Origin of the sequence: Pseudanabaena yagii GIHE-NHR1 (genome assembly GCF_012863495.1) — a bacterium.
Classification (GTDB): domain Bacteria; phylum Cyanobacteriota; class Cyanobacteriia; order Pseudanabaenales; family Pseudanabaenaceae; genus Pseudanabaena; species Pseudanabaena yagii.
In genome coordinates this window covers 155604-180296 of sequence record NZ_JAAVJL010000003.1, presented here as the reverse complement: position 1 = coordinate 180296, position 24693 = coordinate 155604, and the positions used below count along the sequence as shown (strand labels likewise).

Annotated in this window: 23 protein-coding genes and 1 pseudogene; 5 read left to right on the top strand and 19 right to left on the bottom strand. The window is 39.9% G+C overall.

The annotated features are described in order from the left end of the window. The first annotated feature begins 53 nt into the window (after positions 1-53). Positions 54-1289 carry a chromate transporter gene (locus HC246_RS21045; RefSeq protein ID WP_169365404.1) on the top strand — a complete coding sequence of 412 codons (1236 nt, stop codon included), beginning with the start codon at positions 54-56 and terminating at the stop codon, positions 1287-1289. 5 nt (positions 1290-1294) lie between these two features. On the opposite strand, the gene recQ is transcribed toward HC246_RS21045, so the two are convergent. The 5 genes from recQ to HC246_RS21020 form a co-directional block, all read right to left on the bottom strand. Continuing rightward, positions 1295-3517 (bottom strand): DNA helicase RecQ, encoded by a 2223-nt coding sequence (gene recQ, locus HC246_RS21040; RefSeq protein WP_169365403.1) that lies wholly within the window; start codon positions 3515-3517, stop codon positions 1295-1297. Positions 3518-3533: 16 nt separating this feature from the next. Then, positions 3534-4235: a Uma2 family endonuclease gene (locus HC246_RS21035; RefSeq protein ID WP_169365402.1), complete on the bottom strand. Its 702-nt coding sequence runs from the start codon at positions 4233-4235 to the stop codon at positions 3534-3536. A gap of 135 nt (positions 4236-4370) precedes the next feature. Continuing rightward, positions 4371-5105, bottom strand: coding sequence for a pentapeptide repeat-containing protein (locus HC246_RS21030; protein WP_169365401.1), 735 nt, complete (start codon positions 5103-5105; stop codon positions 4371-4373). Positions 5106-5282: 177 nt separating this feature from the next. After that, positions 5283-5912 carry a retron system putative HNH endonuclease gene (locus HC246_RS21025; RefSeq protein ID WP_169365400.1) on the bottom strand — a complete coding sequence of 210 codons (630 nt, stop codon included), beginning with the start codon at positions 5910-5912 and terminating at the stop codon, positions 5283-5285. Next, positions 5909-7252, bottom strand: a complete 1344-nt coding sequence (locus HC246_RS21020) for an AAA family ATPase (protein ID WP_169365399.1) — start codon at positions 7250-7252, stop codon at positions 5909-5911. The genes HC246_RS21025 and HC246_RS21020 overlap by 4 nt, the downstream gene beginning before the upstream one ends. Before the next feature lie 186 nt (positions 7253-7438). Between HC246_RS21020 and HC246_RS21015 the strand changes: the two genes are divergently transcribed. From HC246_RS21015 to HC246_RS21005, 3 genes are read left to right on the top strand one after another with little or no spacing between them, the layout of a single operon-like run. Next, complete coding sequence (locus tag HC246_RS21015) at positions 7439-7582, top strand: hypothetical protein (RefSeq protein ID WP_169365398.1); 144 nt, start codon at positions 7439-7441, stop codon at positions 7580-7582. A gap of 24 nt (positions 7583-7606) precedes the next feature. After that, positions 7607-8431, top strand: a complete 825-nt coding sequence (locus tag HC246_RS21010; protein ID WP_169365397.1) for a VanW family protein — start codon at positions 7607-7609, stop codon at positions 8429-8431. Between the two features lie 56 nt (positions 8432-8487). Further along, on the top strand, positions 8488-9003 hold the full coding sequence (locus HC246_RS21005) for a pentapeptide repeat-containing protein (RefSeq protein WP_169365396.1): 516 nt from the start codon (positions 8488-8490) through the stop codon (positions 9001-9003). On the opposite strand, the gene HC246_RS21000 is transcribed toward HC246_RS21005, so the two are convergent. The 5 genes and pseudogenes from HC246_RS21000 to HC246_RS20980 all read right to left on the bottom strand — a co-directional run bounded on the left by HC246_RS21000 (position 9000) and on the right by HC246_RS20980 (position 12778). Beyond that, positions 9000-9854, bottom strand: coding sequence for a metal ABC transporter permease (locus HC246_RS21000; protein ID WP_169365395.1), 855 nt, complete (start codon positions 9852-9854; stop codon positions 9000-9002). The genes HC246_RS21005 and HC246_RS21000 overlap by 4 nt on opposite strands. 123 nt (positions 9855-9977) lie before the next feature. Next, positions 9978-10709, bottom strand: coding sequence for a metal ABC transporter ATP-binding protein (locus HC246_RS20995; RefSeq protein WP_169365394.1), 732 nt, complete (start codon positions 10707-10709; stop codon positions 9978-9980). 71 nt (positions 10710-10780) lie between these two features. Continuing rightward, positions 10781-11773, bottom strand: a complete 993-nt coding sequence (locus HC246_RS20990; protein WP_169365393.1) for a metal ABC transporter substrate-binding protein — start codon at positions 11771-11773, stop codon at positions 10781-10783. Between the two features lie 121 nt (positions 11774-11894). Next, positions 11895-12476: pseudogene (locus HC246_RS20985) on the bottom strand (IS630 family transposase); the annotation flags it as partial. 20 nt (positions 12477-12496) lie between these two features. Further along, a complete protein-coding gene (locus tag HC246_RS20980; RefSeq protein ID WP_225903073.1) occupies positions 12497-12778 on the bottom strand; it encodes a helix-turn-helix domain-containing protein in 282 nt (93 codons plus the stop codon). Between the two features lie 485 nt (positions 12779-13263). On the opposite strand from HC246_RS20980, the gene ispG reads away from it, so the two are divergent. Then, entirely contained in the window at positions 13264-14508 is a 1245-nt protein-coding gene (gene ispG, locus HC246_RS20975) for a (E)-4-hydroxy-3-methylbut-2-enyl-diphosphate synthase (RefSeq protein WP_211167891.1), read from the top strand. A 27-nt stretch (positions 14509-14535) separates the two neighbouring features. Here ispG and HC246_RS20970 read toward each other — a convergent pair whose 3' ends face one another. From HC246_RS20970 to HC246_RS20930, 9 genes are all read right to left on the bottom strand, one after another. Next, entirely contained in the window at positions 14536-15711 is a 1176-nt protein-coding gene (locus HC246_RS20970) for a glycosyltransferase family 4 protein (protein WP_169365392.1), read from the bottom strand. After that, entirely contained in the window at positions 15708-17177 is a 1470-nt protein-coding gene (locus tag HC246_RS20965) for a hypothetical protein (protein WP_169365391.1), read from the bottom strand. Before HC246_RS20965 ends, HC246_RS20970 begins: the two co-directional genes overlap by 4 nt. A gap of 6 nt (positions 17178-17183) precedes the next feature. Continuing rightward, positions 17184-18452 (bottom strand): glycosyltransferase, encoded by a 1269-nt coding sequence (locus HC246_RS20960; RefSeq protein WP_211167890.1) that lies wholly within the window; start codon positions 18450-18452, stop codon positions 17184-17186. A gap of 41 nt (positions 18453-18493) precedes the next feature. Then, positions 18494-19357, bottom strand: a complete 864-nt coding sequence (locus tag HC246_RS20955; protein WP_169365389.1) for an FkbM family methyltransferase — start codon at positions 19355-19357, stop codon at positions 18494-18496. After that, positions 19354-20373 carry a class I SAM-dependent methyltransferase gene (locus HC246_RS20950; RefSeq protein ID WP_169365388.1) on the bottom strand — a complete coding sequence of 340 codons (1020 nt, stop codon included), beginning with the start codon at positions 20371-20373 and terminating at the stop codon, positions 19354-19356. The genes HC246_RS20955 and HC246_RS20950 overlap by 4 nt, the downstream gene beginning before the upstream one ends. A 70-nt stretch (positions 20374-20443) precedes the next feature. Continuing rightward, on the bottom strand, positions 20444-21460 hold the full coding sequence (locus HC246_RS20945) for a glycosyltransferase (protein ID WP_169365387.1): 1017 nt from the start codon (positions 21458-21460) through the stop codon (positions 20444-20446). Positions 21461-21469: 9 nt separating this feature from the next. Then, complete coding sequence (locus tag HC246_RS20940) at positions 21470-22288, bottom strand: FkbM family methyltransferase (RefSeq protein ID WP_169365386.1); 819 nt, start codon at positions 22286-22288, stop codon at positions 21470-21472. Positions 22289-22328: 40 nt separating this feature from the next. Then, positions 22329-23294: a hypothetical protein gene (locus tag HC246_RS20935; protein WP_169365385.1), complete on the bottom strand. Its 966-nt coding sequence runs from the start codon at positions 23292-23294 to the stop codon at positions 22329-22331. Between the two features lie 154 nt (positions 23295-23448). Further along, a complete protein-coding gene (locus HC246_RS20930) occupies positions 23449-24327 on the bottom strand; it encodes a M48 family metallopeptidase (protein WP_169365384.1) in 879 nt (292 codons plus the stop codon). Between the last annotated feature and the right edge of the window lie 366 nt (positions 24328-24693).

Sequence of the window (24693 nt, the reverse complement as noted above, 5' to 3'; positions counted from 1 at the left end):
AATCTGGTTGGGATTTATTTAACAGAGTATGTCGCAGATAATTCCAAAAAAATATGCCTGAGTATACCAAACCAGATCCAAAGTCAGAAATTTTATCAAATGATTCATTCCCAGAGCCTCAGCCAAAATCCAAAACTCCATTGTGGGAGTTAGCATTAGTTTTCGGAAAGCTAGGTGCGATCGCCTTTGGGGGGCCTGCGGCTCATATTGCCCAGATTGAATTAGAAGTAGTGCAAAATCGGCGCTGGCTCAGTCGCGAAAAGTTATTGGATTTGTTAAGTATCAGCAATCTCATTCCTGGACCTAACTCAACGGAGTTAGCAATTCATGTCGGTTTGGAGCAAGCGGGATGGCAGGGCGTAATCGTGGCAGGAGCTTGTTTTATCTTGCCTGCGATGTTGTTGGTTTGGGGATTGGCGATCGTTTATGTGGAATATCAAACGCTTCCTGCGGTGGGTTGGTTGCTGTATGGAGTTAAGCCCGTAATCATTGCGATTATTTCCCAATCTCTCTGGAAACTAGGGAAATCAGCATTAAAAAATATTCCCACTTGGAGCGCAGGGCTTGTAGTTTTAGCACTGTACTTTCTCCAAATTAACGAAGTTGCCTTAATGCTAGGTGCAGGTGTGGTAGTAAGCCTTGTTCGCAATTTAGTATCCTTGAAAAATTCTAAATCCCTCTCAGTTTTGTTTTTTCCTTTTTCCTTTGTTCCCTTACCTCTAGGAGCGATCGCCACAAATATCACACCTACTATCACACCGAAGCCTTGGCACACCGTATTTCTCAGTTTTTTAAAAATTGGGTCTGTGCTTTATGGTAGTGGCTATGTTTTGCTTGCCTTTGTGCAACAGGAATTTGTCGATCGCACTCATTGGCTAACCTCACAGCAATTGTTAGATGCTGTAGCGATCGGGCAATTTACCCCCGGACCTGTGTTAACTACGGCTACCTTTATTGGCTATCTCTTAGCAGGAAATTTGGGGGCGATCGCAGCTACGGTTGGCATTTTTTTACCAGCGTTTATCCTAGTACTGGCGATCAATCCTTTTGTGTCTAATTTACGCAAATCTCCTTGGACAGCAGGTTTTCTCGATGGGGTAAATGCTGCTTCCATTGGATTAATGGCAGCCGTAGCATGGGAATTAGGAAAGAGTACTTTCATTGATATCTGGACAGTTGCAGTGGCGATCGCTAGTCTCACAATCTTGCTCAAATTTCCCAAGGTCAATTCCGCTTGGTTAATAATCGCTGGAGGTGCGATCGGTTGGTTGCTTAAGTTATTTGTCTAAGGTCACTATAGCGGTTCCTTTTCGTTTTGCCAGATGGCACGCACAATTTTAATCTCGTCATAGGTGTATTCCTCTCGGAGATGATCGAAGAGATTACGAAGGGAATCACCACCGATCGCTTCGAGAGCTTCATAAATGACATTTTGGCGTTCTGGCGTTACAAGGCGATCGCAATTAATCGCATAGCCCGCCTCAATTAGTTGTACGAGATGTGTCCAGACTGTTGCAGGTTTGAGTCCGCGATCGCGAGCAATTTCATCAATATCTAGACCATTCTCATACATCGCCAAGGTTTCACGCTGGGTACTTGCTTTAGATAGCTTGGATTTAGGCGTGACCGATTCTTGCTTAACCCTAGAAGTTGTTGATTCTTCAGGTTCCGCAGGTGGATATTTGAGATGATGTTCGAGAATGATGGCGATAAAATCATCGGCATACTGCTCTAATTTCTTTGCGCCAACGCCCGATAATTTCGCAAATTCTTTGCGACTTGTGGGTTGCTGTTCAGCCATTTGATTGAGAGTAGCATTGCTAAAAATCACGTAGGGCGGAACTTCCTGCTCATCGGCGAGATTTTTGCGTAGTAGGCGAAGTCTCTCAAAGAGAATTTCCACATCAACAGGTCTTTCGCTCGTTTCGCGCTCTGTAACAGTTACAGGTTCCGTATCCCGTTCAATCGGCAATAGCACATTACGCTGACCACGCATCACTTCCCAACTGCGATCATTGAGTTTGAGAATTGCATAACCATCAGTAGTTTGGGTTAAATAACCTTGATGAATTAGCGATCGCGAAAGTTGTCGCCATTCATCGAGACTCCGATCTTTACCGATGCCATGAGTAGAAAGACTTTCATGCCCATGCTGCAAAATCTTTTTATTCATTGAACCTCGCAAAATATCAATTACATGACCTGCTCCAAATCGTTCCTTGACCCTTGCCACGCAGGATAAGAATTTCTGAGCCTCCACTGTCCAATCTTCCATTGGCTTCGGCGTGAGGCAGTTATCGCAATTGGCGCAATCGCCATGAAAATGTTCGCCAAAATAGCGTAAGAGAATGGTGCGACGACAGGCGACACCTTCGGCATAGTCAACGACTTGGCGCAATTGCTGTTGAGCAATTCTTTGTTCCGCTTCCAATGGCTCATTGGTATGTGGATCGACCTTTTGGGCAATGAGATATTTGATCGTTTCTAAATCCCCATAGCCTAAAAATAATGTACAGTGGGAATCCTCGCCATCCCGCCCAGCCCGACCTGATTCTTGATAATAGCCTTCAATATTTTTGGGCAAGTCATAATGAATTACAAACCGCACATCGGGCTTATTAATTCCCATTCCGAAAGCGATCGTGGCTACCATCACTTGCACATCATCCCGAATCCATCGAGTCTGATTTTCTTCCCGTTCCTTAGCACTCAAACCCGCATGATAGGGGATCGCCACAATCCCATCCTCTCGCAAACGTTCTGCGATTTCATTGACACGCTTACGACTGAGGCAATAGACAATTCCTGAACCTTGCATTCTCTTGATTTGCCTTAACAAATCCACATAGGATTGTTCAGTTCCTTGTTTGGGAACAACTTCATAATAGAGATTATTGCGATTGAAGCTAGCAACATGAACGTAGGGCTGTTGCAACTGCAATTGTTGAATGATATCTTCTCTAACTCGTTCTGTTGCCGTAGCCGTCAAGCCAATGACGGGGACATCGGGATAGAACTGTCGCAGACGGCTCAATTGACGATATTCAGGACGAAAATCATGCCCCCATTCTGAGACGCAATGGGCTTCATCGATCGCAAATCCTGCAATGCCAATTTTGTTTTTAACGATATTCAGAAATTCGATAAACTGCTCGGCAAATAAGCGTTCAGGTGCAACATAAATGAGTTTAATCGCTCCATTTAAAATTGCTTGCGATCGCAGATGAGTTTCTCGACCTGACAAAGTACTGTTTAAAAAAGTTGCGCCAATGCCATTCTCTTTAAGCGCTGTAACTTGATCCTGCATCAAGGCGATCAAAGGCGATACAACGATAGTTACACCAGTTTTTAATAAGGCTGGTAACTGAAAGCAAATGGATTTTCCGCCCCCTGTGGGCATAATCGCCAAGGTGTCACGCCCCGCAAGATGGGCTTCGATAATCTCACGCTGACCAGCACGAAAGGAGTCATAACCAAAGTATTGTTTCAGTGCTTGCTGTAAAGGATTGCTTGTCATAGATTAGGATTCGGGATCAGGATTCGGTCGGAGATTTCGCGAAAGTCTGTAATAACCATCTTGCGATCGCGCCATCATCTTCATCCGCTTGACTACGTTTTAAGGCTTCTTCGACGATACTAATTTCTAATCCTTCGAGAACTCTTGATGCACTAATTCTGCCACTATGACCTTCAGCGATCGCAAAGGCAAATACTTCTGAGGTATTGGCGTTCACTGCCCAATACTCTTGAATGCCTAAACGCTCATAGAGCAATCGTTTGTAACTTAAATCATCTTGAATAGTAGTTGCTGAAATTTCTACAACTAGGGTCGGTAAATCGAACTCATTTAGATCAACAGGAGCATTATTTCTGGGTGGAATCTTCAATCCAGTTCCCAAGAAAAAAGCTATATCTGGCTGAAATTCTGCGTTGTTCTTTTTCCTGAAACTACAGTTGGTATACTCATAGATAACAATATTCGCGAGAGTAGCAAATAGGCGAATGACGTTAGAAACAATTGAATTCTCATGGGCATGAATTGGTCCAATGGGTGACATTTCAATCCTCATTAGATGCTGGTCATAGTAAAATTTAGCCTTGTCTAAGCTTGGTTCTTCAGCAAGAGCTAGAAATTCTTCCCAAGAGGCTCTTACCCAAACATCAGAAACAATTTCTGGCTTGACTTCTACAATCTCTTTTGGATCGTTTACCTTTGCGCTAACCGTAATAGTCATAATGAATCCAGTTAGTTTTGTTGCTTGATGATTTTAACATAGCAATTTAGTGCAGAGAAATTTTGGAAAGCGTAGCTAAGCCACGCTTTCCAAAATTTCTATTTTTTTACGCAATGCACTAATAGAATGTCTATCCTATCGTAAGAGTGCTTTAGGAACGTTTAGTGCTGACTGAAGCCCGATCGCATTCTGCCAATTGGTATCGCGCCCGCGTACATCCTTGCCCCACCGAATCCCCTCTAAGTTTGCGCCCTCTAGGTTAACTCGACTTAAATTTGCCTCGCGCAAATCGGCTCCACTGAGATCGGCTTCGCGCAAATCGGCTCCACTCAGGTCTGCACCGCTAAGATCGGTTTCTTGTAATAGCGATCGCCTTAAGTTAGCGCAGTAAAATTTTGCTCCCCAAAAAACTGCTTTATTCAAGTTCGTTTCGAGCAAGTTTGTTTGCCAGAAGATTGCATGACTAGCATTGATATTTTGCAAGTTCGCTCCTTGAAGATTGACACTATTGAAATTTGCAGCGATCGCTGTGGCATTTTGTAGGTTCACATAGCTCATGTCGGCAAAGTTAAAAATGGAACTGTAAAGGTTCGCTTCACTAAGGTTGGCATGGCTGAGAGAACCTGTGGCGATCGCTCCATTTAAAACTGCTCGCGTTAAGTTTGCATATTGCAAGTTCGCCTCTATCAAGTTTGCATGATAGAGATCTGCGTCTGCGAGATTGGCTTTGCTTAGGTTGGCATAGCGTAAATTTGCAATGTTTAATTGGGCTTCTTGGAAGTCGATCTCGATATCTGGATGCTGATCGCGCCACCGATTCCAAACATCGACTCCTTCTTCGAGTAGTCGTAGTTGTTGGATGTCAGCCATTTTTGCCTCCTATTTACCGAAACTCGTCAGCGAAACTTAGCAAAATGCAATAGTTTTGCCGATCTTGAGATTTGCTATTAATATTTTAGATGTTTGTCGCTGTTTTGATTTCGGGCAAATGTCCTAAATATATGACTCAGCCTCTAGATTTTTCTAATCAGGATTTACGCGATCGCTCTATAACTTTGATTTGAGATACGAAACTATAAACTGACAATACACATCGTAAAATCCGTTTTCATCTTTTGTATTCAATTTGTCTAATTCCTTCTGCACGGTGATTTTAGCCCAAGTTTTATTTGAGAATTTCTCATTAAGTTTGCGAATTACGACATCAAGAGCATCTTTACGATTTTTCTTCAAAAAACCAAGGTTTAAATTTAAAGTCTCATTCAAATCGTTATTAACAGATAAATCATCAGAGTAAATTTTACCGTCAGGACGATATTTGATTAATTTTTCACAATTTTTATCACCTTCAATGGGATTGATCGTAATTTCACTATCTCCTTTTCTAGTGTCGCAATGTTGGTTTTGAGGACGTGCTCCTTGATTCCCCATACAAGCGCCAAGCAAATTTTTATAGTCGAGTTGTCGAGATATGTATTTGGTTTGGGGTTGCCAATGTTCTATCTTCATCTCATCTAATTTGATGCGGCTCATACAGTAGCAACAAATATATCCTTGCTCTTTTAGCAATGATTTTCGTAGATCATCTTTTTCTGGATAGTTATCATAGTTAGCATTAGCTTGTGATCGATGTTCTACAAGAGATCTTGGCTCTGATTGTTTAATAATCTTTTTCATTTCACCTTAGATAGAAAACTAATCAGAGTATTTGCCTTAACAATTTCTGAGTCATTATGACCAAGCAAATCTGACAATTCACGAAGTAATATTTTGGCTTCTTCGATTTGACCATCATCGATCTTATATAGACATTCGGTTAGTTTGTTTTGAATTTCTACTGGTCTTTCAGTAACTCCCATTAGCTCAGATAAAATCGAGTTACTATCACGCCCAAACGTATAGGCATCAGCAGGATACACTTGAAAATCTTCAACAACAAATACGTTCTCTTTTTTGACGTTGCTAAGAACTTGAGGGGAGTGTGTTGTCACAATAAACTGGCAGTTTGGGAAAGTACTGGTAAGACGTGGAATAATATCACGCTGCCATTGAGGATGCAAATGTAGTTCTATTTCATCAATTAAAATAATTCCTTCGCCCTCTAATGCATTTTTTGTAGGATCTGGATTAGCGATCGCCAATCTTCTCGCTATATCCGCAACCATTACCAACAAGTTTTTCTCACCACTAGAAAGTTGCTTAATATTTAATTCATCACCATCCTTCATCATTGTCATACGTATAGGCATGGAGCGCTTTACTCGTAAGTTAGATAGTTTTGGTAAGAAAAGAGGAATAGCACTTCTGATGGTTTTTAGCTTGTGATCTACATAATTGGGATTGTCACTTAGTCTGACTTCATTTTCTAAGTCTTCTTGATTTCTATACCAAACAAAGAAATCAGTGAAATCAACTTTTTTTGTGATCGCATAATCATAAGCTAATGCTGGAATATTAAGATTTTTTTGATCACTATCTAAAACAATTTCATTTACTGCTCTATCAGTTGAATAATGAACTAATATTGGGAATCCATCGTAAATATTCTCATCACTAAGCTTATTAGTTAAAATCTGATAAAAATCATTCACAACTTCTGAAAAAACTGAATCTAATCCATAGTAGCTTTCATTATGAAATATAACTTTTTCCCCTTCTTTAATAGATTCCGATGTATTTATTCTTGTGAAAAGATTCATCTCACGAGATGATTTTCTCGTCAATATAAGTGGAAAGCTTAGTCTTTTTAAATCCAATAAAACATCTATTTGATTTTGAGTTTCATCATAACCAATTGTAATATCACTCTCTGAAATGCTTGGAGGTTCAGAATCATGAAAATCGCGAAACATCCTAACTGAGGTAACTAGTAAAGATAAGAACAAAGCACAACAGTCAATGATGCTTGATTTACCTGAGCCATTCACACCAATAAAAACAGCAAGATTTGATGGAAAATCTATGGTGACATCTTTAAAGCCCCTAAAGTTTTGCATCCGCAACTTTTCTATATGCATAGCTGCTTTACACCAATAAACTTGATTTTCTATTTATTGTAGCGACATCCGAGAAAAATTAGACTAACCCCCCTTCTTTATATTTTAGAAGGAGATCAACCTATAACTGTAGTTTGAGATAAAAAAGTCTAGACTGGCAATACACATCGTAAAATCCATTCTCATTTTTTATTCAACATTGGCAACATGTCGGCAAAAGATCCGTCACAAAAAAAGGGAATGCTCCCGATTTTGCTCGATGCCTTCACAGGCTTAATTAGCAAAGCAGCTAGCCTCATCGAACCCGTCAAGAAAATTGCCGATGCAATTCTTAGTATTTGGCAAGCCTGACCTAATCTCACCCTTGAGAAAACCATGCAAAACCATAATCTTCAACAGACAATCAAACGAAGTAAATTGAGATTATGGTTAGGGCGCTACTTCTACATTCTCAAACGTCGCCTTGAGTGGATTTTTAGCGATCGCAAATTTGCCACTGAACTTAAACGCGATCGCCTACCCGTTCAAATCTTTACCCATCAGTCGATCCTACTGCGCCAACTCAAAGACGTAGAAATGTGGCTGCAATATAACAAAATCGAAAACCTACGACTAGCGATCGCGCAGATTGATGGATTAGTGATTCAGCCCAACCAAGTCTTTTCCTTTTGGTATTTAGTCGGCAATCCCACCAAACAGAAGGGATTTAAACTAGGCATGGTTTTAGACAATGGTAAAGTCAGCACTGGCTATGGCGGCGGCTTATGTCAACTCGCCAACCTCATCTATTGGATGACAATACATTCACCGCTATCGGTCAGAGAACGCTGGCGACATGGCTATGACGTTTTCCCAGATGTCAATCGCACATTACCCTTTGGCAGTGGCGCAACTGTCTCCTACAACTACATCGACCTGCAAATTGAGAACAAAACACCACATCAGTATCAGCTTTGTCTATGGCTAACCGATGAGCATCTATGCGGAGCGATCCATTCTGATATGGAAAGTCATTATAGATATGAAATCGTGGAAAAGAATCACCTTATTAGTGGCCCCGTCGCAGGAAAATATATGCGTCAAAATCAGCTTTTTCGTAAAATTTGCGATCGCCATACAAACCAACTTCTCGATGAAGAATTGATCGCCGAAAATCATGCTCTGATGATGTATGCTCCACTCTTAAGCGCAGGTAAATAAAAATTAACCTTTAGGTTATTCTAGAATCCAGAAAAGTACATAACAGGTATAGATGCATGGCAAAAGTAAGTAGTGCTGAACAATTATTAACCCAATATAATCAAGGAGAGCGTAACTTTGAAGGCTCCGAATTAGATGGTGCTAACTTAAGCGGCTTGGTATTAAAAGAGATTAATCTAAGTCGGGCAAGCCTCAGAAAAGCAGATCTGACAGGGACTGATCTTAGCTCTGCGCTTTTGTTTCAAGCAGATCTATCAACTGCCATTCTCAATCGAGTTGAATTAAGTCGCGCCAATCTCACAGGTGCAAACCTAAGTCGCTCGTTAATGACAGGTGCAACCCTAATCAAATCAATATTACTTAAGGCTTCCTTAAACGGAGCAATTTTATTGAATGCCAACTTAAGCCAATCAAGACTCCGAGAAGCAGACTTCAGTGAAGCAAATCTCAGTAGTGCTGACCTATCTGAAGCCGTATTTACTGAAGCTAAGTTTACAGGTGCAAAATATAGCCTTAGTACCAAACTACCAACAAATTTTGATCCTGTTACAGAAGGGATGCGAATTGATTAGGATTCAGAAACTTGTTGACGCGATCGCGCTAGCATCCCATGCTTCGGTGCAAAAATCATCGCCGCCAAAAATAACAATGTTTGTAAAACCACAATACAGCCCCCCGTCGAGCCATCAATGTGATAACTGATGTAAGTCCCCATCACACTGGCAAACATCCCCGAAGCCATCGCAATTAACATCATATGGTCAAAGCGATCGCTCAATAAATAGGCAGTTGCTCCGGGGGTAATCAACATCGCCACAACGAGGATAATTCCTACCGTTTGCAACCCTGCTACTGCCGTGAGCGACAACAACGACAGCAACACGTAATAGAGAAATGTGGTATTCATACCAATTGAACGGGCATGGGTCGCATCAAAGCAAAAGAGAATCAAATCCTTTCGCAAAATCGCGAGCGTTACCAATGTAATCACGCTGATAATCACGGTTTGGATGATATCACTATCGGCAATTCCCAACACATTCCCAAACAGAATATGTCCTAAATCGACGGTACTCTTGATCTTCGATACCAGCACAATTCCCAAAGCAAATAGCCCCGTAAAGACCAAGCCAATTACTGTATCTTCTTTAATTCTTGTATTCGCTTTGATAAAGCCGATCGCAATCACGGAACCTACACCAAACACAAAAGCCCCGATCGCAAAGGGAATATTAATCACATAGGCAAGTACCACCCCCGGAAGTACCGCATGGGATACTGCATCGCCCATCAACGCCCATCCTTTCAAAATCATGAAGCAAGATAAAGCTGAGCAAACAATCCCCACAAGGGCACTCACCCAAATCGCCTTCACCATAAACCCGTATTGCAACGGTGCTGTAAACCAATGAATAATGTCCATTCTTTAATTCCTAAATTCTTTTTTGAGGAAATGTACTCTTCCCTAACCCTCCCCTTGTAAATGGGAGGGAATAATATTTTTGTCTTCCCCCTTCCCAAGGGGGAATTAAAGGTGGTTAATACACTAGGCAAACTTAAACGAGCCGCCAAAAGTCCGTGAAATATTTTCTTCGGTAAATACCTCTGAAGTCTGACCATAGGCAAGAATCGTGCGATTGATTAACACCACCTGATCGCAAAAAGTATTAATCGATTCCAGATCGTGAGTAGAAACTAGTACCGTATAACCTGCATCACGCAATTCCATTAGCAGATTAATCATCATCTTCTCAGTCTTCACATCCACACCTGCAAATGGCTCATCGAGAAGCAACACCTTCCCCTGTTGCGCCAAAGCCCTTGCGAAAAAGGCACGTTTCTTTTGACCACCCGATAATTCACCAATTTGGCGATCGCGCATTTCCCACATTTCCACACGCTCTAAGCTCTCACGTACCACTTGGCGATCGAGCGCTTTTGGCATCCGTAGGAAATTCATATAGCCATAACGTCCCATCATCACCACATCATGAACACTCACAGGGAAGTTCCAATCTACTTCTTCTGTTTGTGGCACATAGGCAACTAAGCTCTTTTTTTGAACAATCCGAATTGGTAAGCCATTAATTAAGACTCGACCGCTCATCGGCTTGACAAAACCCATCACTGACTTAAAGAGAGTTGACTTACCTGCACCATTCATTCCTACCAGACCGCAGATCGTGCCTGCTTTCAGTTGTAAGTTAGCGCTATGCAGAGCAACCTTTCCATGATAGGCAACCGTCACATTCTCAATATCAATGCTAATCGTATCCATAGTTTTATCCTTTTAAAATCTCTAAGTGTTGGAAAGATATTTTGAGAACGCTTCGCGTTCTCAAAATATCTTTATGTGGGACTCAATCCCTTAATTAATGTATTGACGTTGTATTCCAATAACTTCAGATAGGTTGGTGTCACGCCATCGGGAGGAGATAGCGAATCCACATAAAACACTCCTCCATACTTCGCTCCTGTCTCTTTCACCACCTGCATCTGCGCCGCATTACTCACCGTACTCTCACAAAACACCGTCGGAATCTGCTTAGCTCTAACGGCATCAATTACTTTTTGGACTTGCTTCGGTGTGGCTTGCTGCTCCGCATTCACTGGCCAGATATATATTTCCTTCAAGCCATAATCACGCGCTAGATAGGAAAAAGCGCCTTCACAACTGACGATATAGCGTTTATCAGGAGGAATTACCGCGATCGCCTGTTTGAGTTTGGCATCAATATCTTTAATCTTTTGGCTATAGGCTTTAGCATTTGCCTCATAGGTCGCAGCATTTACAGGATCGAGCTTGACTAATGCTTTCCGAATATTATCCACATAGATCAAGGCATTCTGTGGCGACATCCAAGCGTGAGGATTGGGCTTACCTTGATAAGCATCTTCGGCAATATTTACTGGTTGCACACCCTCCGATAAGGTTAATCGCTCTACCTTCGGAATACTGTTATAAAAACGATCTGCCCAACGCTCTAGATTTAGACCATTATCTAAAATCAGATCCACGCCTTGCCCACGCTGTAAATCACTTGGTGTCGGCTCATATCCATGAATTTCTGCCCCCACCTTAGTGATTGACTCGACGATTGCTTTATCCCCCGCCACGTTTTGCGCCATATCCGCCAGCACTGTAAACGTTGTCAAAATCACCTTCTTACCTTGAGGATTTTGGCGAATGGCATTGTTGTTGGTAACTTCACGCTGACTTGCCGAGTTCGTGCATCCACTCAGCCCAATCATCAATACGCAGCTAGGTATCACAACTGCATACTTCACTAAATATTTAGTTAGTGCCTTTAAGCTTGATTTGCTAATGATTTGGGACTTCATGATTACTTTCATAATCGTTTCACTTTTTGAAATATAGCATAGAAAGACAAGAAAATGAAACGATTATGAAAAGCTATCCTAATTTTACAGCAAATTCTGATCAAACCCGCCACAAAAGAAGCTACCTAAAAGGCTCAAAGCAGATGCCACAATGATGGAACCAATTAAGAGCATCTTCATCAGTAATAGTCTGAATAGACGAAGTAATTGCCGCATCAAGAGCCTCGATTGTACGAGCTTTAGCTGAACGAATAATTTCCTTTAACTTTGACCAACACAACTCAATCGGTGATAAGTCAGGAGAATAAGGAGGGAGAAACTTGACCTTAGCCCCAACAGATTCAATTAAGATTTTCGCAATTTCTGCGTAATGTACTGGCAAATTGTCCATAGCAACAATTGCTCCAACCCATAATTGAGGCAATAATATTTTTTCAATAAAAACTAAAAAGCTTGCAGTATTTAAACTGCCCACAAAAGTCATTGCTGCTATCAACCCAGTATCACTCATTGCGCCGATTAAAGTAATGTTCTTGCCTTTGTTGCTTGGACGGTCGTCATATACTCTTGCTCCCCCTTCACATCTGCCATAGAACCTTGTCATCGCCAGATTTAGTCCTGTCTCATCAATGAATACAAGGTTTTTTACATCTATTGTATCGAGCCAACTCCGAAACTCATAGCGCAATTTTTGGACTCTCTCTGTGGCTTGTTCACTGGCTACTAAAGTTTTTTTTTACGTCCTAAATCCAATCGCTTGAGAGTACGGCTTAAACTCGATACACTCACCTTAATTTCTTTGCTTTCTTGGAGTTTTTCTTTTATCTCTCGCAGATATATATCATTTTGTTCTCTAACAATTGCTTTCACTAATTCTTCATTCTTGCCTTTAATTTTGGATCGTCGATCTCCTCCTTGCGGTTTTGCGGCGATTTCACCTGTTTCTCGATACCGACGCAATAAATCTCGCACAAAAGATAAACTTACTTTAAATCGTTTTGCCAAATCTCTCTGCGTATTTTCTTTGTTTTGCCATGCACTTAATATCTTTTCCCGTAAATAAGCGCGAATATGCTGCCATATTTTATTTCTATTTCGTGATGCTTCTAGATTACTCTTCCTGTGGCGGGTTTGATCGGAATTTGCTGTAAGAAATGTGTCTATGACAACTAAACGTAGGATGGGTTAGCGATCGCGTAACCCATCATTTTTAACCACTTTATGCATCATATTTTGCCTACAAATAATTAGCCTTCCCGCTTAACTTGATGCGTCACGTTGCACTAACGCATCCTACGAATAAGAAACCCAGAGAAATTTTTGCAAGCTCGGCTTCGCCGAGCTTGCAAAAATTTCTCTGGGTTTCAAGTCAGCGCAAAGCGCTGTATAGGTTCAATCTTTTGTAAACCATAGGATATTGACCAGAAAAAATGATTTTCACGATGTGCCACTTCAGATACACTAAATAGTTGAAAGCAACGAAAAGTGTTATGACGACTGTTTCTGAGAATAGACCCAGCACCCAAAATGGTAAAGTTGAGCCAATCATCGATGGCAGTGAAAATCTCGGTGTAATCGTCAGACGCAAAACCCGACCCGTGCAAGTAGGCAACATCACCATCGGTGGTGGTGCGCCCGTAGTTGTGCAGTCGATGATTAACGAAGATACTCTCGATATCGATGGCTCCGTCGCTGCAATTCGCCGCCTGCATGAAATTGGTTGTGAAATTGTGCGCGTCACCGTCCCCAGCATGGCTCATGCCGCCGCCCTCTCAGAAATCCGCCAAAAGCTCCAGCGTACTTACCTTGACGTGCCTCTAGTCGCCGATGTCCACCACAACGGCATGAAAATTGCCCTCGAAGTCGCTAAGCATATTCACAAAGTTCGCATCAATCCCGGTCTCTATGTATTCGAGAAGCCCAAAGCCGATCGCACTGAATACACCCAATCAGAATTTGACGAAATCGCCGAAAAAGTCCGTGATACCCTCAAGCCCTTAGTTCTATCCCTCAAAGAACAGGGCAAAGCGATGCGGATCGGCGTAAATCACGGTTCCCTCGCCGAACGGATGCTCTTTACCTACGGTGACACTCCTCAGGGCATGGTCGAATCGGCGATCGAGTTTATCCGCATCTGTGAAGACCTCGACTTTAGAAATATTGTCATCTCCATGAAGGCTTCCCGCGTCCCTGTGATGATCGCCGCCTATCAATTGATGGTCAAGCGCATGGATCAATTGGGGATGGATTACCCCTTACACCTCGGTGTAACCGAAGCAGGTGATGGTGAATATGGACGGATCAAGTCCACCGCAGGCATAGCCACATTACTTGCCCAAGGCATCGGTGACACCATCCGCGTATCCCTCACCGAAGCTCCCGAAAAGGAAATCCCCGTTTGCTACAGCATTCTCCAATCCCTCGGACTCCGCAAAACAATGGTGGAGTATGTCGCCTGTCCATCCTGTGGACGCACCCTATTTAACCTCGAAGAAGTCCTCCACAAAGTCCGCGAAGCAACTAAGCACCTCGTCGGTCTCGACATTGCCGTCATGGGTTGTATCGTCAATGGACCTGGGGAAATGGCAGATGCAGACTACGGCTATGTCGGCAAAACCCCTGGCACAATCTCACTCTATCGCGGCAAAGAAGAAATTAAGCGCGTTCCTGAAGCCGAAGGGGTAGAACAATTAATTGCCCTCATCAAATCCGACGATCGCTGGGTCGATCCTTAATAAAAAGCCTCGCAATGCGAGGCTTTTTTATTTTAAGACTGCTTTCAAAGCTTGTTTTAATCCTGCAATTACGTGATCGTATGAATAATTAGCGATAATTTTTTTGCTTTCCTCGCCCCAGCGTTTGAGGCGATTGCGATCGCTCATTGCCTCCCGTAAGCAATCCGTCAACGCATCCACATTCCCCGCCTCAAAAATCAAACCATTCTCAAAGGGCTTAACCAAATCCGCCGCACAGCCCACATGGTTACTCACAATTACAGGCTTACCCATACACATCGCTTCATTAATCGCGAGTCCCCATGTCTCACTAGCACCATAACTAGGTAAAACAAAAATATCCCCCATAGCGTAAGTAAGCGGCATCAGTGATTGATTTTGAAAAGGTGCAAGATAAATATGCTGATTTTGCACAGCAAAATCCTGTATTGCTGACTCTAAAACACCAGATCCAACTAATAGAAATGAGACTGAAGGTAACTGAGCGTGGATAAAAGCTTGAATTAAATCTAAAGGACACTTTTTTTCTTCAAATTTCCCTGCAAAAAGAATGACTTGACTATCTAGCGGAATACCTAATTCCTGTTTCCAAAGTTTAACTTTTTCCTGCAAATTAATATTTGCATCTGAGAAGCGCTGGTTATCAATCGCATGAGGTGTAAAAAATAGCTGATGCTCTGGAACATGGTGGTATCGAAAATAATCGTAATTAGCTTTACCAACATATAGACAAGCTGCAAAGTTTTGAAAGATCTTAGCAATAATCAATCTCTTAATTTTACTTTTTAGATCTTGCTTAGCCAAAATTCGGTGGGAATCACCCCGAAATATAATCGGTATATTATGATTTCTTAGCTCCCAAAGAAATTTATAAATACTTGCATAGTTATAGGAAACAGTGAGTAATATTGCATCTGGATTAAACCCTAATACTTGATTCGTGAGAGTCGGATTTTGCAATCCAAATAGATGATGAGTTCCTTTATCTTTACTAGTATTAGATACAAACTCAAACTCATAGCCATCTAGCAAGGAAATATCCCATTTTAAGGATTGCTGAAAACCTCGATCAATCTGATTAGTAATTCCAAAATCCCATAGATAAAATACTTTGATTTTGAGATCAGATTCCTGAATAATACGTTGAAACAGTGGCGCGTAGTATTGGATCGGATGTGATGCAACTATTGCTAAATTAATCACGAAACTTCTATATCTTCTAATTTTTTTACTTTCATCAATAAGAATATGAATACTAATAATGTTACTGATGATTGAAATAATGCTGCTACATACACACCCGCCGTATATTCTGTCTGGAAAGCATAGCTCATCACTAAAATTGCAAATAAATAGCGATCGCTAAATGCTGGTGCATTAATACTCATGAGTGACACATATCCATAACCAGCCCCGCAAAGGAAAGCCAATAAACCACATCCCCATAGACCATAGTTAGCATAAGCTTCCGCTAATAATCCCCAACCAATCGTTGTCGTTTGTGTATCCTTACGAGTCTGTCTACCATAATAAATATTTAAAATAGATGTGCCTTCATGACTAGTGATTTTATCAGGATTAAAAATTCGAGGAAGAAGCAATTGGGGAATAATTGCATAGGTGTAACCATCAAGTAGTGGCATTCCCTTTTCTGTTAAAGATTGCGTTAATAAAAGCTGTTGAAAAACGCTAGCTCTTTCAATAATTGATTGTTCAGATTCTCCACTTTCTACTTCCTTAGATGATAAGGACTTAATACCAAAATCAATCCATTCAATACATCTAGATGGATATTGCCAAGGTTCAACTGGTTGTTGCCAGTATAATTCCCGCATCGGGGCTTTGCCTGCATGGAGCAATGCAAATAAGCTCAACATTAATATTGTCGAGATCCAAGGAAATTTCCTTTTGCCTAGAGAGTAGCCAACAACTGTAATCAAAAATAAAGTTAATGAACTAATTAATAAAAGAGATACAGAATTAGTAATTATATTTGTAGTGATTAAAGTTAAATACAAAGCATTATTACTTGTAGATAACTTGCCAGCACCATATCTATAGGACATAGAAAATGTCGCGATCGCTGATAGCCCTAAAATTGCAGCTCGAACTAGAGAAAATGAGCCTGAATCTAAGGATAACCAACCAGCTAGACTAAATATTGTATATATATTTCCTAAAAACAAAACCCCTAAAAAAATAGGATCGCCTTTCTGGATATCGAGAGTTCTATAGTGATTTCTAGGATGTGGAAATCTATTAACAAACTGATACCATATTGATGTTGAAAGTAAAAGAAATCCTGTAACTGTCATGCTGGCAAAAAATCTTTCAGAATTACTATAACTAAATACTGAAGGATTTGCTGAAATTAATGGAATCGCACAAGTCCATACATAAGTAATTGAAAATAGCGGAAAAATAGGAATACCAAAAGCTTTACCTGAACACCAAAGATATACAGAAAGTAAAGACGCTACAGAAATTGTAAAAGCCCCAAATATATCTTCTGCAAAAATTACTTGGCTAGAATATACTTTAGTAATCGCAAAAACAGCATAAGCTCCTAATAAAAACCAGAAAAATGGTAGTAGCTGACGTTGACCATTACGGTTATTTATCTTTGCTTGTTGAGTATCTTGGGTTGGTGCTGGTAAATGCTTAAGCATAGATCTTCAAGAAGATATACATCGATTAAAAATAGCACATTGCTGACGAGTCATTTCTCTAGCTGTATACGATTGAAAAGCCTGCCAGTCTGTATGAGAAGTATAATTCTGTGATTGGGATAATAACCATTCAATTTTGGCTATTACCAAATCTAGTTCATTGATGGATTCCGTGCTCGATTCTGTGCGGTTAAATTTCACTATTTGTCCAGCCTTGCAGTTTTGTAGGACATTCACTACAAGGCTTTGCTCATGCAGGATAGCTAATATTGGCTTATGTGCAAGAATACATGGATAAATCTTAGAAGCAGAATATCCTTGATCATCAGATCCAATGATTAAAATACCGTGACTATCTGTTAATACTTTTAATGCTTCAAAATAAGGGATGCGTTGCGGATATTCCGTTACTAAGTCATCAAGCTCATAAAATTTTGCGATAGACTCTATTTCTTTCTTATTATCAAAGATTGAATATTTCGTTCCCACAAAGTGTATTTTGATGTTTTGCCATGCTTCAGGAACTTGATGTCGATGTGCTTGAATTGCCATAAATAGAGACTTAATGCTAAAAGCCATATCATCTCCTCCTCTACCGACATAGACCCAATGCTTATAACCATCATTGGGATCGAAGATTTTGTGGTTGATATTTAATCTAGGCAATATTTCAAAATCTTTTTCAGGTGCACCAAATGGCAGAATCGTAAATTTTTCTTGATCTAGCCATGCATATCTCTGCATTAGTATTTTGGAATATTCTGGAGAAACACTAATGATATGACTAGCCTTCTTCAGGGCAAATGGCTCTAAAGTTTTAGCAAGTGACTGAGATATTTGATATTTTACTTTACCTCCAGGTGGTGGGCTATTAGTGCGATCGTAATAGTCATTTAACCAAGGATCTTGAAAATCTAGAACATAAGGAATGTTATATCGCTTTAACCAGTAGCGTCCCAAAACCATAACTGGAAATATGGTTGTAGAGAAATATATTAAATCAATTGTATTTTTTTCTAAATACTTGGAAACTGCTCTCATTAAATAAGGCATTGCTCTTAAGGCTAAATTACCGATCAGAAACTTGCGAGAAATTTGCTGAGGGATAGCATTACACTTAATAATTTCTATATTTAAAGGAACTGTTAAATCTAAATTAGGATCGACAACACCTTCCACAAAATTGGGATTAATGCATAAGACAACTGGCTCCCATCTAAATTCATTAAAATAGGGCAATGACATTCTAATCCTTTGATGATCGGCTGCATTCATGGGCGGGAAGTTAGGGCTAATAATCAGAACTCGTCTCTGCATTAAAAATCAACTCCTAGTGATTGGTAAATCGGCGCAGACTTACATCTTCTGATAATTTCAGATCTATTCCTTATCCACAAATAATTACTACTTAAATGATTGTTCTCTGAAACTTGTAAATCCCTTTGAAATGGATGATAAATTGCAGGCTCAAAGCCATATTCTTCAAGAATTTTCCTAGTATTTGGTTCAACTGTTTCTATCAAAATTGCGAGTAATGAACTATATGAGAGTGTTTTCAGTGCACCTGCTATGACTTCAAATTCAAATCCTTCAACATCAATCTTAATTAAGGTCGGTTGTAATTGCTCCATCATGCGATCTAGAGTTTGCACAGGAACCTCAATCGAACTTCCAGAATAGCTGCCATCAACTACTCTATTCGTGGTATCGAGATCCGATGAGAATTTAAGCAAGCCATGATTCCGTCCTACAGCACAACATCGACTATCCACAAGAGAAGATATTTCATTCAGATTTATATTACGATGCAAATAACCAAAGGTTTTTGGCACTGGCTCGATCGTAAAGCTATTCGCTCCAACTACTTTTGACGCAAGCACTGTATAAGAACCTATATTTGCTCCTACATCTACAAAGAGATCTCCAGCACGCAGAAGGTGTAAACAGAAAGCCATGTCTACAAACTCATGGAGTCCCGTATAAATATTGCCTGTTGCTCCAGTCATACCTAACTCAGCAACTAAATAAGCTTCACCGATAAATGGAACCACTACTGGCATCTTAAGAATGCGCGAGGCAATTTGCCATTTGAACCACTGCTTGATTGCGTATGGCAAATTCCGCGATGCAAGAGGATGGGAATAAATAAATCTCCAAGTTCTTAAAAAAGATGTAATCACTGTTTGTCCTTTAAGCTCCCAATCATGGCAAAAGCTCCTCCTTTCCGCAAATCCCGAAAATAAGGAAGCATTTTAAACATTGCTGAAATTCCTAAAACAGCGAGTAAAGGTACTCTAATTTTTTTATTTTTAATGCGATAAATTTGGGAAGCTAGCGATCGCGGATTTGTTGCCTCGGCAATTATTTTGAGATGTAAGTAGCCTCTAAAATTTTTCCACGAAGATGGTTCAAATATAGCCGTTTGAGTCTCAAAACCATGTTGCTGTAGGGCAATAGAGAGACTATTAGGAGTCCATTTATTAATATGATTTGGAGGCATATCAGGACAGCCAGTAATTTTTTCTTGGAGGATCATTGCTTCTCCATCAGGTACAGTAATCACAATCTTGCCGCCAACACGCAAGAGTTTTCGACAGTTATCAAGAATAGAGTGGAAATCAGAGATATGTTCTAAAACTTGGAATAATACAACAACATCAAAAGATTGTTGATGAGACTCTATCGTTAAATCGAGATCAGAGAAAACTTGAATTCCCAATGACTTTAAATCTTTTCTAGTTGATTCACTACCTTCTGTGGCATAACAATTCCATGATTGTCTTACTTTTTTTAAGAAAATTCCCGCACCTGCACCGATTTCTAGCAATTTCCCTGTTTGCGTCGGTTCTAAGACTTCTTGAAGTGCAACATCATAATCCCACCGCCAAGCAGGATATCCCTTCTGTTCATGGAGAATCTGGTAAAACTCTTCGTCTCCACCTATAAATGGATAACCAAAACCAAAGCCACAATTTTGACATTGTAAAATTACCAAACTATCACTTTGCCATAATCTTTGAATGCAATTTTTAAGCCGTTGGTATCGCTCTGGATCACGCATTTCAGGACAAAAGTAAGCAGCCGCTTGTGAGGCTGTGTAGCTATACAGTGGCGGACTATCGCAAACTGTGTGACAGACTGGACATTGAATTGCGTTTGAATTTACTGGGACAGATTGATGTATAGAATTTAGCATTACAGAAATATTGAACGTTTTTTAAATCATTTGGAAGTTACACAATGAGTAGATTTGGTGTATGCTAAGATCACATTTTATAAATTTGCTCATATTGCTTCGTAATTATTGAATTTGAGAATTTATTTTCAACCCTTTGGCGACAATTATGACGATTAATTTTAGAAATATTATGAACAGCTAGACAAGCTTCATCAATTGTTTCAATTAGATAACCATCAATTTCTTGACGAATGATTTCAGGTAAAGCACCTCTCGGACAAGATATTACGGGAGTACCACAGGCTAAAGCTTCTGCAAAAACTATACCAAATGGCTCTTCCCACTCAATAGGTACAACCATTGCTAAGGCTTGACCTAATAAATTATTTTTTTGTTCATCATTAACTGTACCAATATATTCAATTTGCCCGTTATCAAGATGTGGAACTATTTGTTCTCGCCAATATTTCCCTTCTTCGCCTGTCTCACTATGATTGCCAGCAATTCTTAGTCTTTTACCAGTTTTTTGCGCGATCTCGATCGCTGTATGTGCCCCTTTAATCCTCTCAATCCGACTCAAAAAGACGAGAGTGGCATCATGATTTACATTTGCTTGAAATGTATATTTCTCAAGATCGACACAATTATAAATAGTTTGCCAAGTTCCTCCAGCCTTACGCCCTATTTGGCAAATGTGGTCACTACAGCCTGTAAAAGTGAGCGAATTACCTGCAATTTGCGATGCTAGCTTAACAGTGTGATCACTAGGTTTGCGCTGATAAGACATGATCTTGGGAATAGGCGATCGCAAAATTGGCAACATATAGAAAATGCGCGAAAAGCTATGCACAACATCAGGTTGAAATTCCCGTACTGCTGACCATAGCGTAAACATATTTTGTAAGGTATCGAGCTTACTTTGCGATCGCTTCCCTCGCCACGGAAAAAGTTGTGCAGGTGATGTTGATTCAGGATGTGCAACGAGCGCTACCTGATGACCGCGATCCTGCAATCCCATCACCAATAAATCAATAATGCGCTCAATACCACCATAAAGTTGTGGAGGAACTGGTAATTCAGGATCTGCAGTAATTAAGATACGCATGGGTTAAATTTAAATTTTAGGCTCACAAATCCAATGTTCTTCATGATCTATTGCCAATAAACGACAGACATAGCCTTTCTGTTCTATCCAATTAAGTAGATCGGATTTAGTATCCCCAAAATCTTGTAATGCCCAAGGATGAAGACTTAGAAAGATAATTGGATGGTAATTTTGCAAAACATATTCCCCTCCACGCAATACTTCACCTTCAGCACCTTCAACATCAATCTTAATTACTTCTGGGATAACTTTTGTTTTTAAGCAGTAAGTATCAAGTTTTGCGATCGGTAAATCCTGAGGGTACTTAATACTTTGAAATCCTGCTTGTCCATTTACTTTAGGTGGAAATTGATGAGAAGAAACTTGCTGCCAAATATCTTCTTCAAAGGAATCTTGATTAGCTAAAAATCCAGAGAAAATGCCCGCAGGGGCAGATAAATTATTTAGCTTAAAAACAATCTCAATGTTTTTAAATGATGGTAGATCTGGTTCAAACACATGAACATTTTCAGAACCTACTAAAGTTGAAGCTAAAGCGCTCCATTCACCAATACTAGCTCCTACATCAAAAACAACTCTTTTAGTTTGTAGGGTCTTACCAAATTCCTTAATAAACTCAGCTTCCCAAGTTGTAAAGTCAACCGAGCTTCTTTCCCACTCTACTTGAAGAGGATAAATACCTGCAACCTTAACACTACGACCTTTACCAAGGGAAATCGCATTTAAAGTTAACAAAGACAACTGTCTAGCAAATACATAAAGAGGTTTTGGGATTTGAGATAATACTCCGTGACGTAAAGATCTCATGCCCTGAGCTAGCATTTCCATTGCAAATCCTTTAAATTTAAAAGTTTGAACAAATATTAAATTAGCTTTTTATTGAATAGAAAAAATTTTCCCATGCGGCTAAATTAATATCAGCATAGCCTTGTTGTGGCTCTGGGATTTTCCCCTCCTGAACAGAATTGATTATTTGCGGTAATAATTCTATATAGCGAGATGGCTTAGTTGAAGGATGCAATAGCCATGCCTTCTGCGATTTTAGGTTGAGTCGCCAGCCACCAGCCTTACTTAATCTCTCAAAGAGCATAATTTCTGGAGATCTAGGATAACCTCGATTTAAATATTTTATTGCTAGAGTTTCAATTATTTGACCGCCTTGAATAAGTGGTAAGTAACTATGTAATTTCTCTACATCCATCAAGAAACAACGAGTACTAAACCAATCATTACGCCAACCTCCCTCTACACTTGAAAATTGTCTTCCCTCATGCATACTTGGTGCATCGACTGTATTTCTATATTTATTAAAAGGTGGACTAATCCTTGGGCTAGCAGCAACTGCTTTTGGATATTTGTTAATAATATTCTTTGCTTCAATTGACCAGTCATAATTTGGTGCTTGATATAGGAGCATATCAGCATCATAATGAATAATATAGCGTGTATTTATTACTTCAAATGCAGCTAAATAAGACATAAGAGCACAACCACCATAATCATGAGTTTCTCTTATCAAATTACCCAAATATTTCTTAGAAATAATTGACTGTAAGCTGTTGTTAGGATATAGATAAATAATTCTATCAAGATAACCTTGAGATTTTAATTCTTCAGCGATTGATGATATTTTTTCTACTTTTTTTCTGAATTCAGTCTCAGGAAACCTTTGATCTGGATCAACGATTTTAGTTTTTTGGGGACGACAACAATCAATTACTGCTAATACTTCATGTACATTTTCACGATGTGATTTGACTAGATAAGGTACAGTCAGATTAACGTAGTTAATATCACCAGGTGAAAGATTTATTTGAAGAGTTACATCATTCATGTTTAATCTGTATACAGAAACTTATATAGCTAAACTAAATATACATATAAATATTAAGAAGTGGTGCAAAACACCACTTCTTAATATTTATATGTATTGTTGGTAATACAAAATTTGCAAGTTTAACCCAAACTAACGTTAAGTTATGAATCCGTTAGCGGAAACGCGATCGCCAAATTCTTTGATATTCGGTATCATTCAAACCACCTGAAGTATTAAGGTTGTTGGCTTGGATTGCTTCATTAAGGGCATTAATGCGATCGCCTGTTGCAGGGTGAGTACTCAAAAATGCAGGAGCATTACCACCATTGCTAGCACTAGCAAGTTTCTGCATGAAGGCGGGCATCGCTCTTGCCGCAAAGCCTGCTCTGGTGATATTGATCAAACCTCTGCGGTCAGCATCAAATTCAGCTTCTCGGCTATTGGGTAAGCGCAGTGCTAAATCTACACCAATACCAACTAAGCGATCATCAGCAACTCCAGCAATTGTGGCAATACCTTGAGCGATCGCCATTTGCTTCATTTGCTCTAGGGAATGGCGGCCCGCAATATGCCCCATTTCATGACCGATGACACTGGCTAGTTGAGCTACGTTGTCGGAAGCCGCGATCGTCCCTGTATTGATATAAACAAAGCCCCCCATAGTTGCGAATGCGTTGAGATTATTATCATCTACTACACGAAAGGTATAAGGAATATTTGGGCGATCGCTCTTTGGTACGAGGAACTGTCCTAAACGATTAACTAGAGCATTCGCCGCAGGATCACGACTTATTCTCACTTCTTGTTGAACTTGAGCATCAATTTGTTTGCCTAGGGCAATTTCATCATTATCGCCAATACTAGAAAGCTGAATAATCTGAATAGCTGATGGCAAAACACGAAATAGGTCAGATAGATCGAAGGCACTAACTACAAAGGGATTGAGAGTAACTGCCAAAATTAGAGATATCAGCGAAGCGATAACCAATTTCCAGTAGTGCTGAAAATTTTGGCTAATTAATTTTGATAATTGGGAGATTGATATTTTCATATTTACAGTTACCTCATCTTTTTACTGGCTTATATTCGCTCAATGTATATACAATATTCAGGATATATCCCCATCACCAGATCCAAGTCACAAAAAATTTAGAGTTACTAGACTGAGAATTATCAAAAAAAATACAGCTTAGATTTTATTATCTATGTATTACAGGGCAATGACGGGAAAGCGATAGAAAAAGTTGCAAAAAGTTGCCAGAATATTAGTACTTATAGAGCTTGGCAAGCAAAGTATTCATAGGTCTGTTTCCCTGTCTTCGACAGGGAAACAGACCTAGACAGGAAAATACAATAGGTATGAATAAATATTTTTGGTAGTTTCTACTATAATTAAATATATTAAATAAATAGTTTT

What these genes read in the sequence shown, in the direction of transcription:
- HC246_RS21045 (WP_169365404.1), top strand. Translation starts at nt 54, where the DNA reads ATGCCTGAGTATACCAAACCAGATCCAAAGTCAGAAATTTTATCAAAT.
- recQ (WP_169365403.1), bottom strand. Translation starts at nt 3,517, where the DNA reads ATGACAAGCAATCCTTTACAGCAAGCACTGAAACAATACTTTGGTTAT.
- HC246_RS21035 (WP_169365402.1), bottom strand. Translation starts at nt 4,235, where the DNA reads ATGACTATTACGGTTAGCGCAAAGGTAAACGATCCAAAAGAGATTGTA.
- HC246_RS21030 (WP_169365401.1), bottom strand. Translation starts at nt 5,105, where the DNA reads ATGGCTGACATCCAACAACTACGACTACTCGAAGAAGGAGTCGATGTT.
- HC246_RS21025 (WP_169365400.1), bottom strand. Translation starts at nt 5,912, where the DNA reads ATGAAAAAGATTATTAAACAATCAGAGCCAAGATCTCTTGTAGAACAT.
- HC246_RS21020 (WP_169365399.1), bottom strand. Translation starts at nt 7,252, where the DNA reads ATGCATATAGAAAAGTTGCGGATGCAAAACTTTAGGGGCTTTAAAGAT.
- HC246_RS21015 (WP_169365398.1), top strand. Translation starts at nt 7,439, where the DNA reads ATGTCGGCAAAAGATCCGTCACAAAAAAAGGGAATGCTCCCGATTTTG.
- HC246_RS21010 (WP_169365397.1), top strand. Translation starts at nt 7,607, where the DNA reads ATGCAAAACCATAATCTTCAACAGACAATCAAACGAAGTAAATTGAGA.
- HC246_RS21005 (WP_169365396.1), top strand. Translation starts at nt 8,488, where the DNA reads ATGGCAAAAGTAAGTAGTGCTGAACAATTATTAACCCAATATAATCAA.
- HC246_RS21000 (WP_169365395.1), bottom strand. Translation starts at nt 9,854, where the DNA reads ATGGACATTATTCATTGGTTTACAGCACCGTTGCAATACGGGTTTATG.
- HC246_RS20995 (WP_169365394.1), bottom strand. Translation starts at nt 10,709, where the DNA reads ATGGATACGATTAGCATTGATATTGAGAATGTGACGGTTGCCTATCAT.
- HC246_RS20990 (WP_169365393.1), bottom strand. Translation starts at nt 11,773, where the DNA reads ATGAAGTCCCAAATCATTAGCAAATCAAGCTTAAAGGCACTAACTAAA.
- ispG (WP_211167891.1), top strand. Translation starts at nt 13,264, where the DNA reads ATGACGACTGTTTCTGAGAATAGACCCAGCACCCAAAATGGTAAAGTT.
- HC246_RS20965 (WP_169365391.1), bottom strand. Translation starts at nt 17,177, where the DNA reads ATGCTTAAGCATTTACCAGCACCAACCCAAGATACTCAACAAGCAAAG.
- HC246_RS20960 (WP_211167890.1), bottom strand. Translation starts at nt 18,452, where the DNA reads ATGAATGCAGCCGATCATCAAAGGATTAGAATGTCATTGCCCTATTTT.
- HC246_RS20950 (WP_169365388.1), bottom strand. Translation starts at nt 20,373, where the DNA reads ATGCTAAATTCTATACATCAATCTGTCCCAGTAAATTCAAACGCAATT.
- HC246_RS20945 (WP_169365387.1), bottom strand. Translation starts at nt 21,460, where the DNA reads ATGCGTATCTTAATTACTGCAGATCCTGAATTACCAGTTCCTCCACAA.
- HC246_RS20940 (WP_169365386.1), bottom strand. Translation starts at nt 22,288, where the DNA reads ATGGAAATGCTAGCTCAGGGCATGAGATCTTTACGTCACGGAGTATTA.
- HC246_RS20935 (WP_169365385.1), bottom strand. Translation starts at nt 23,294, where the DNA reads ATGAATGATGTAACTCTTCAAATAAATCTTTCACCTGGTGATATTAAC.
- HC246_RS20930 (WP_169365384.1), bottom strand. Translation starts at nt 24,327, where the DNA reads ATGAAAATATCAATCTCCCAATTATCAAAATTAATTAGCCAAAATTTT.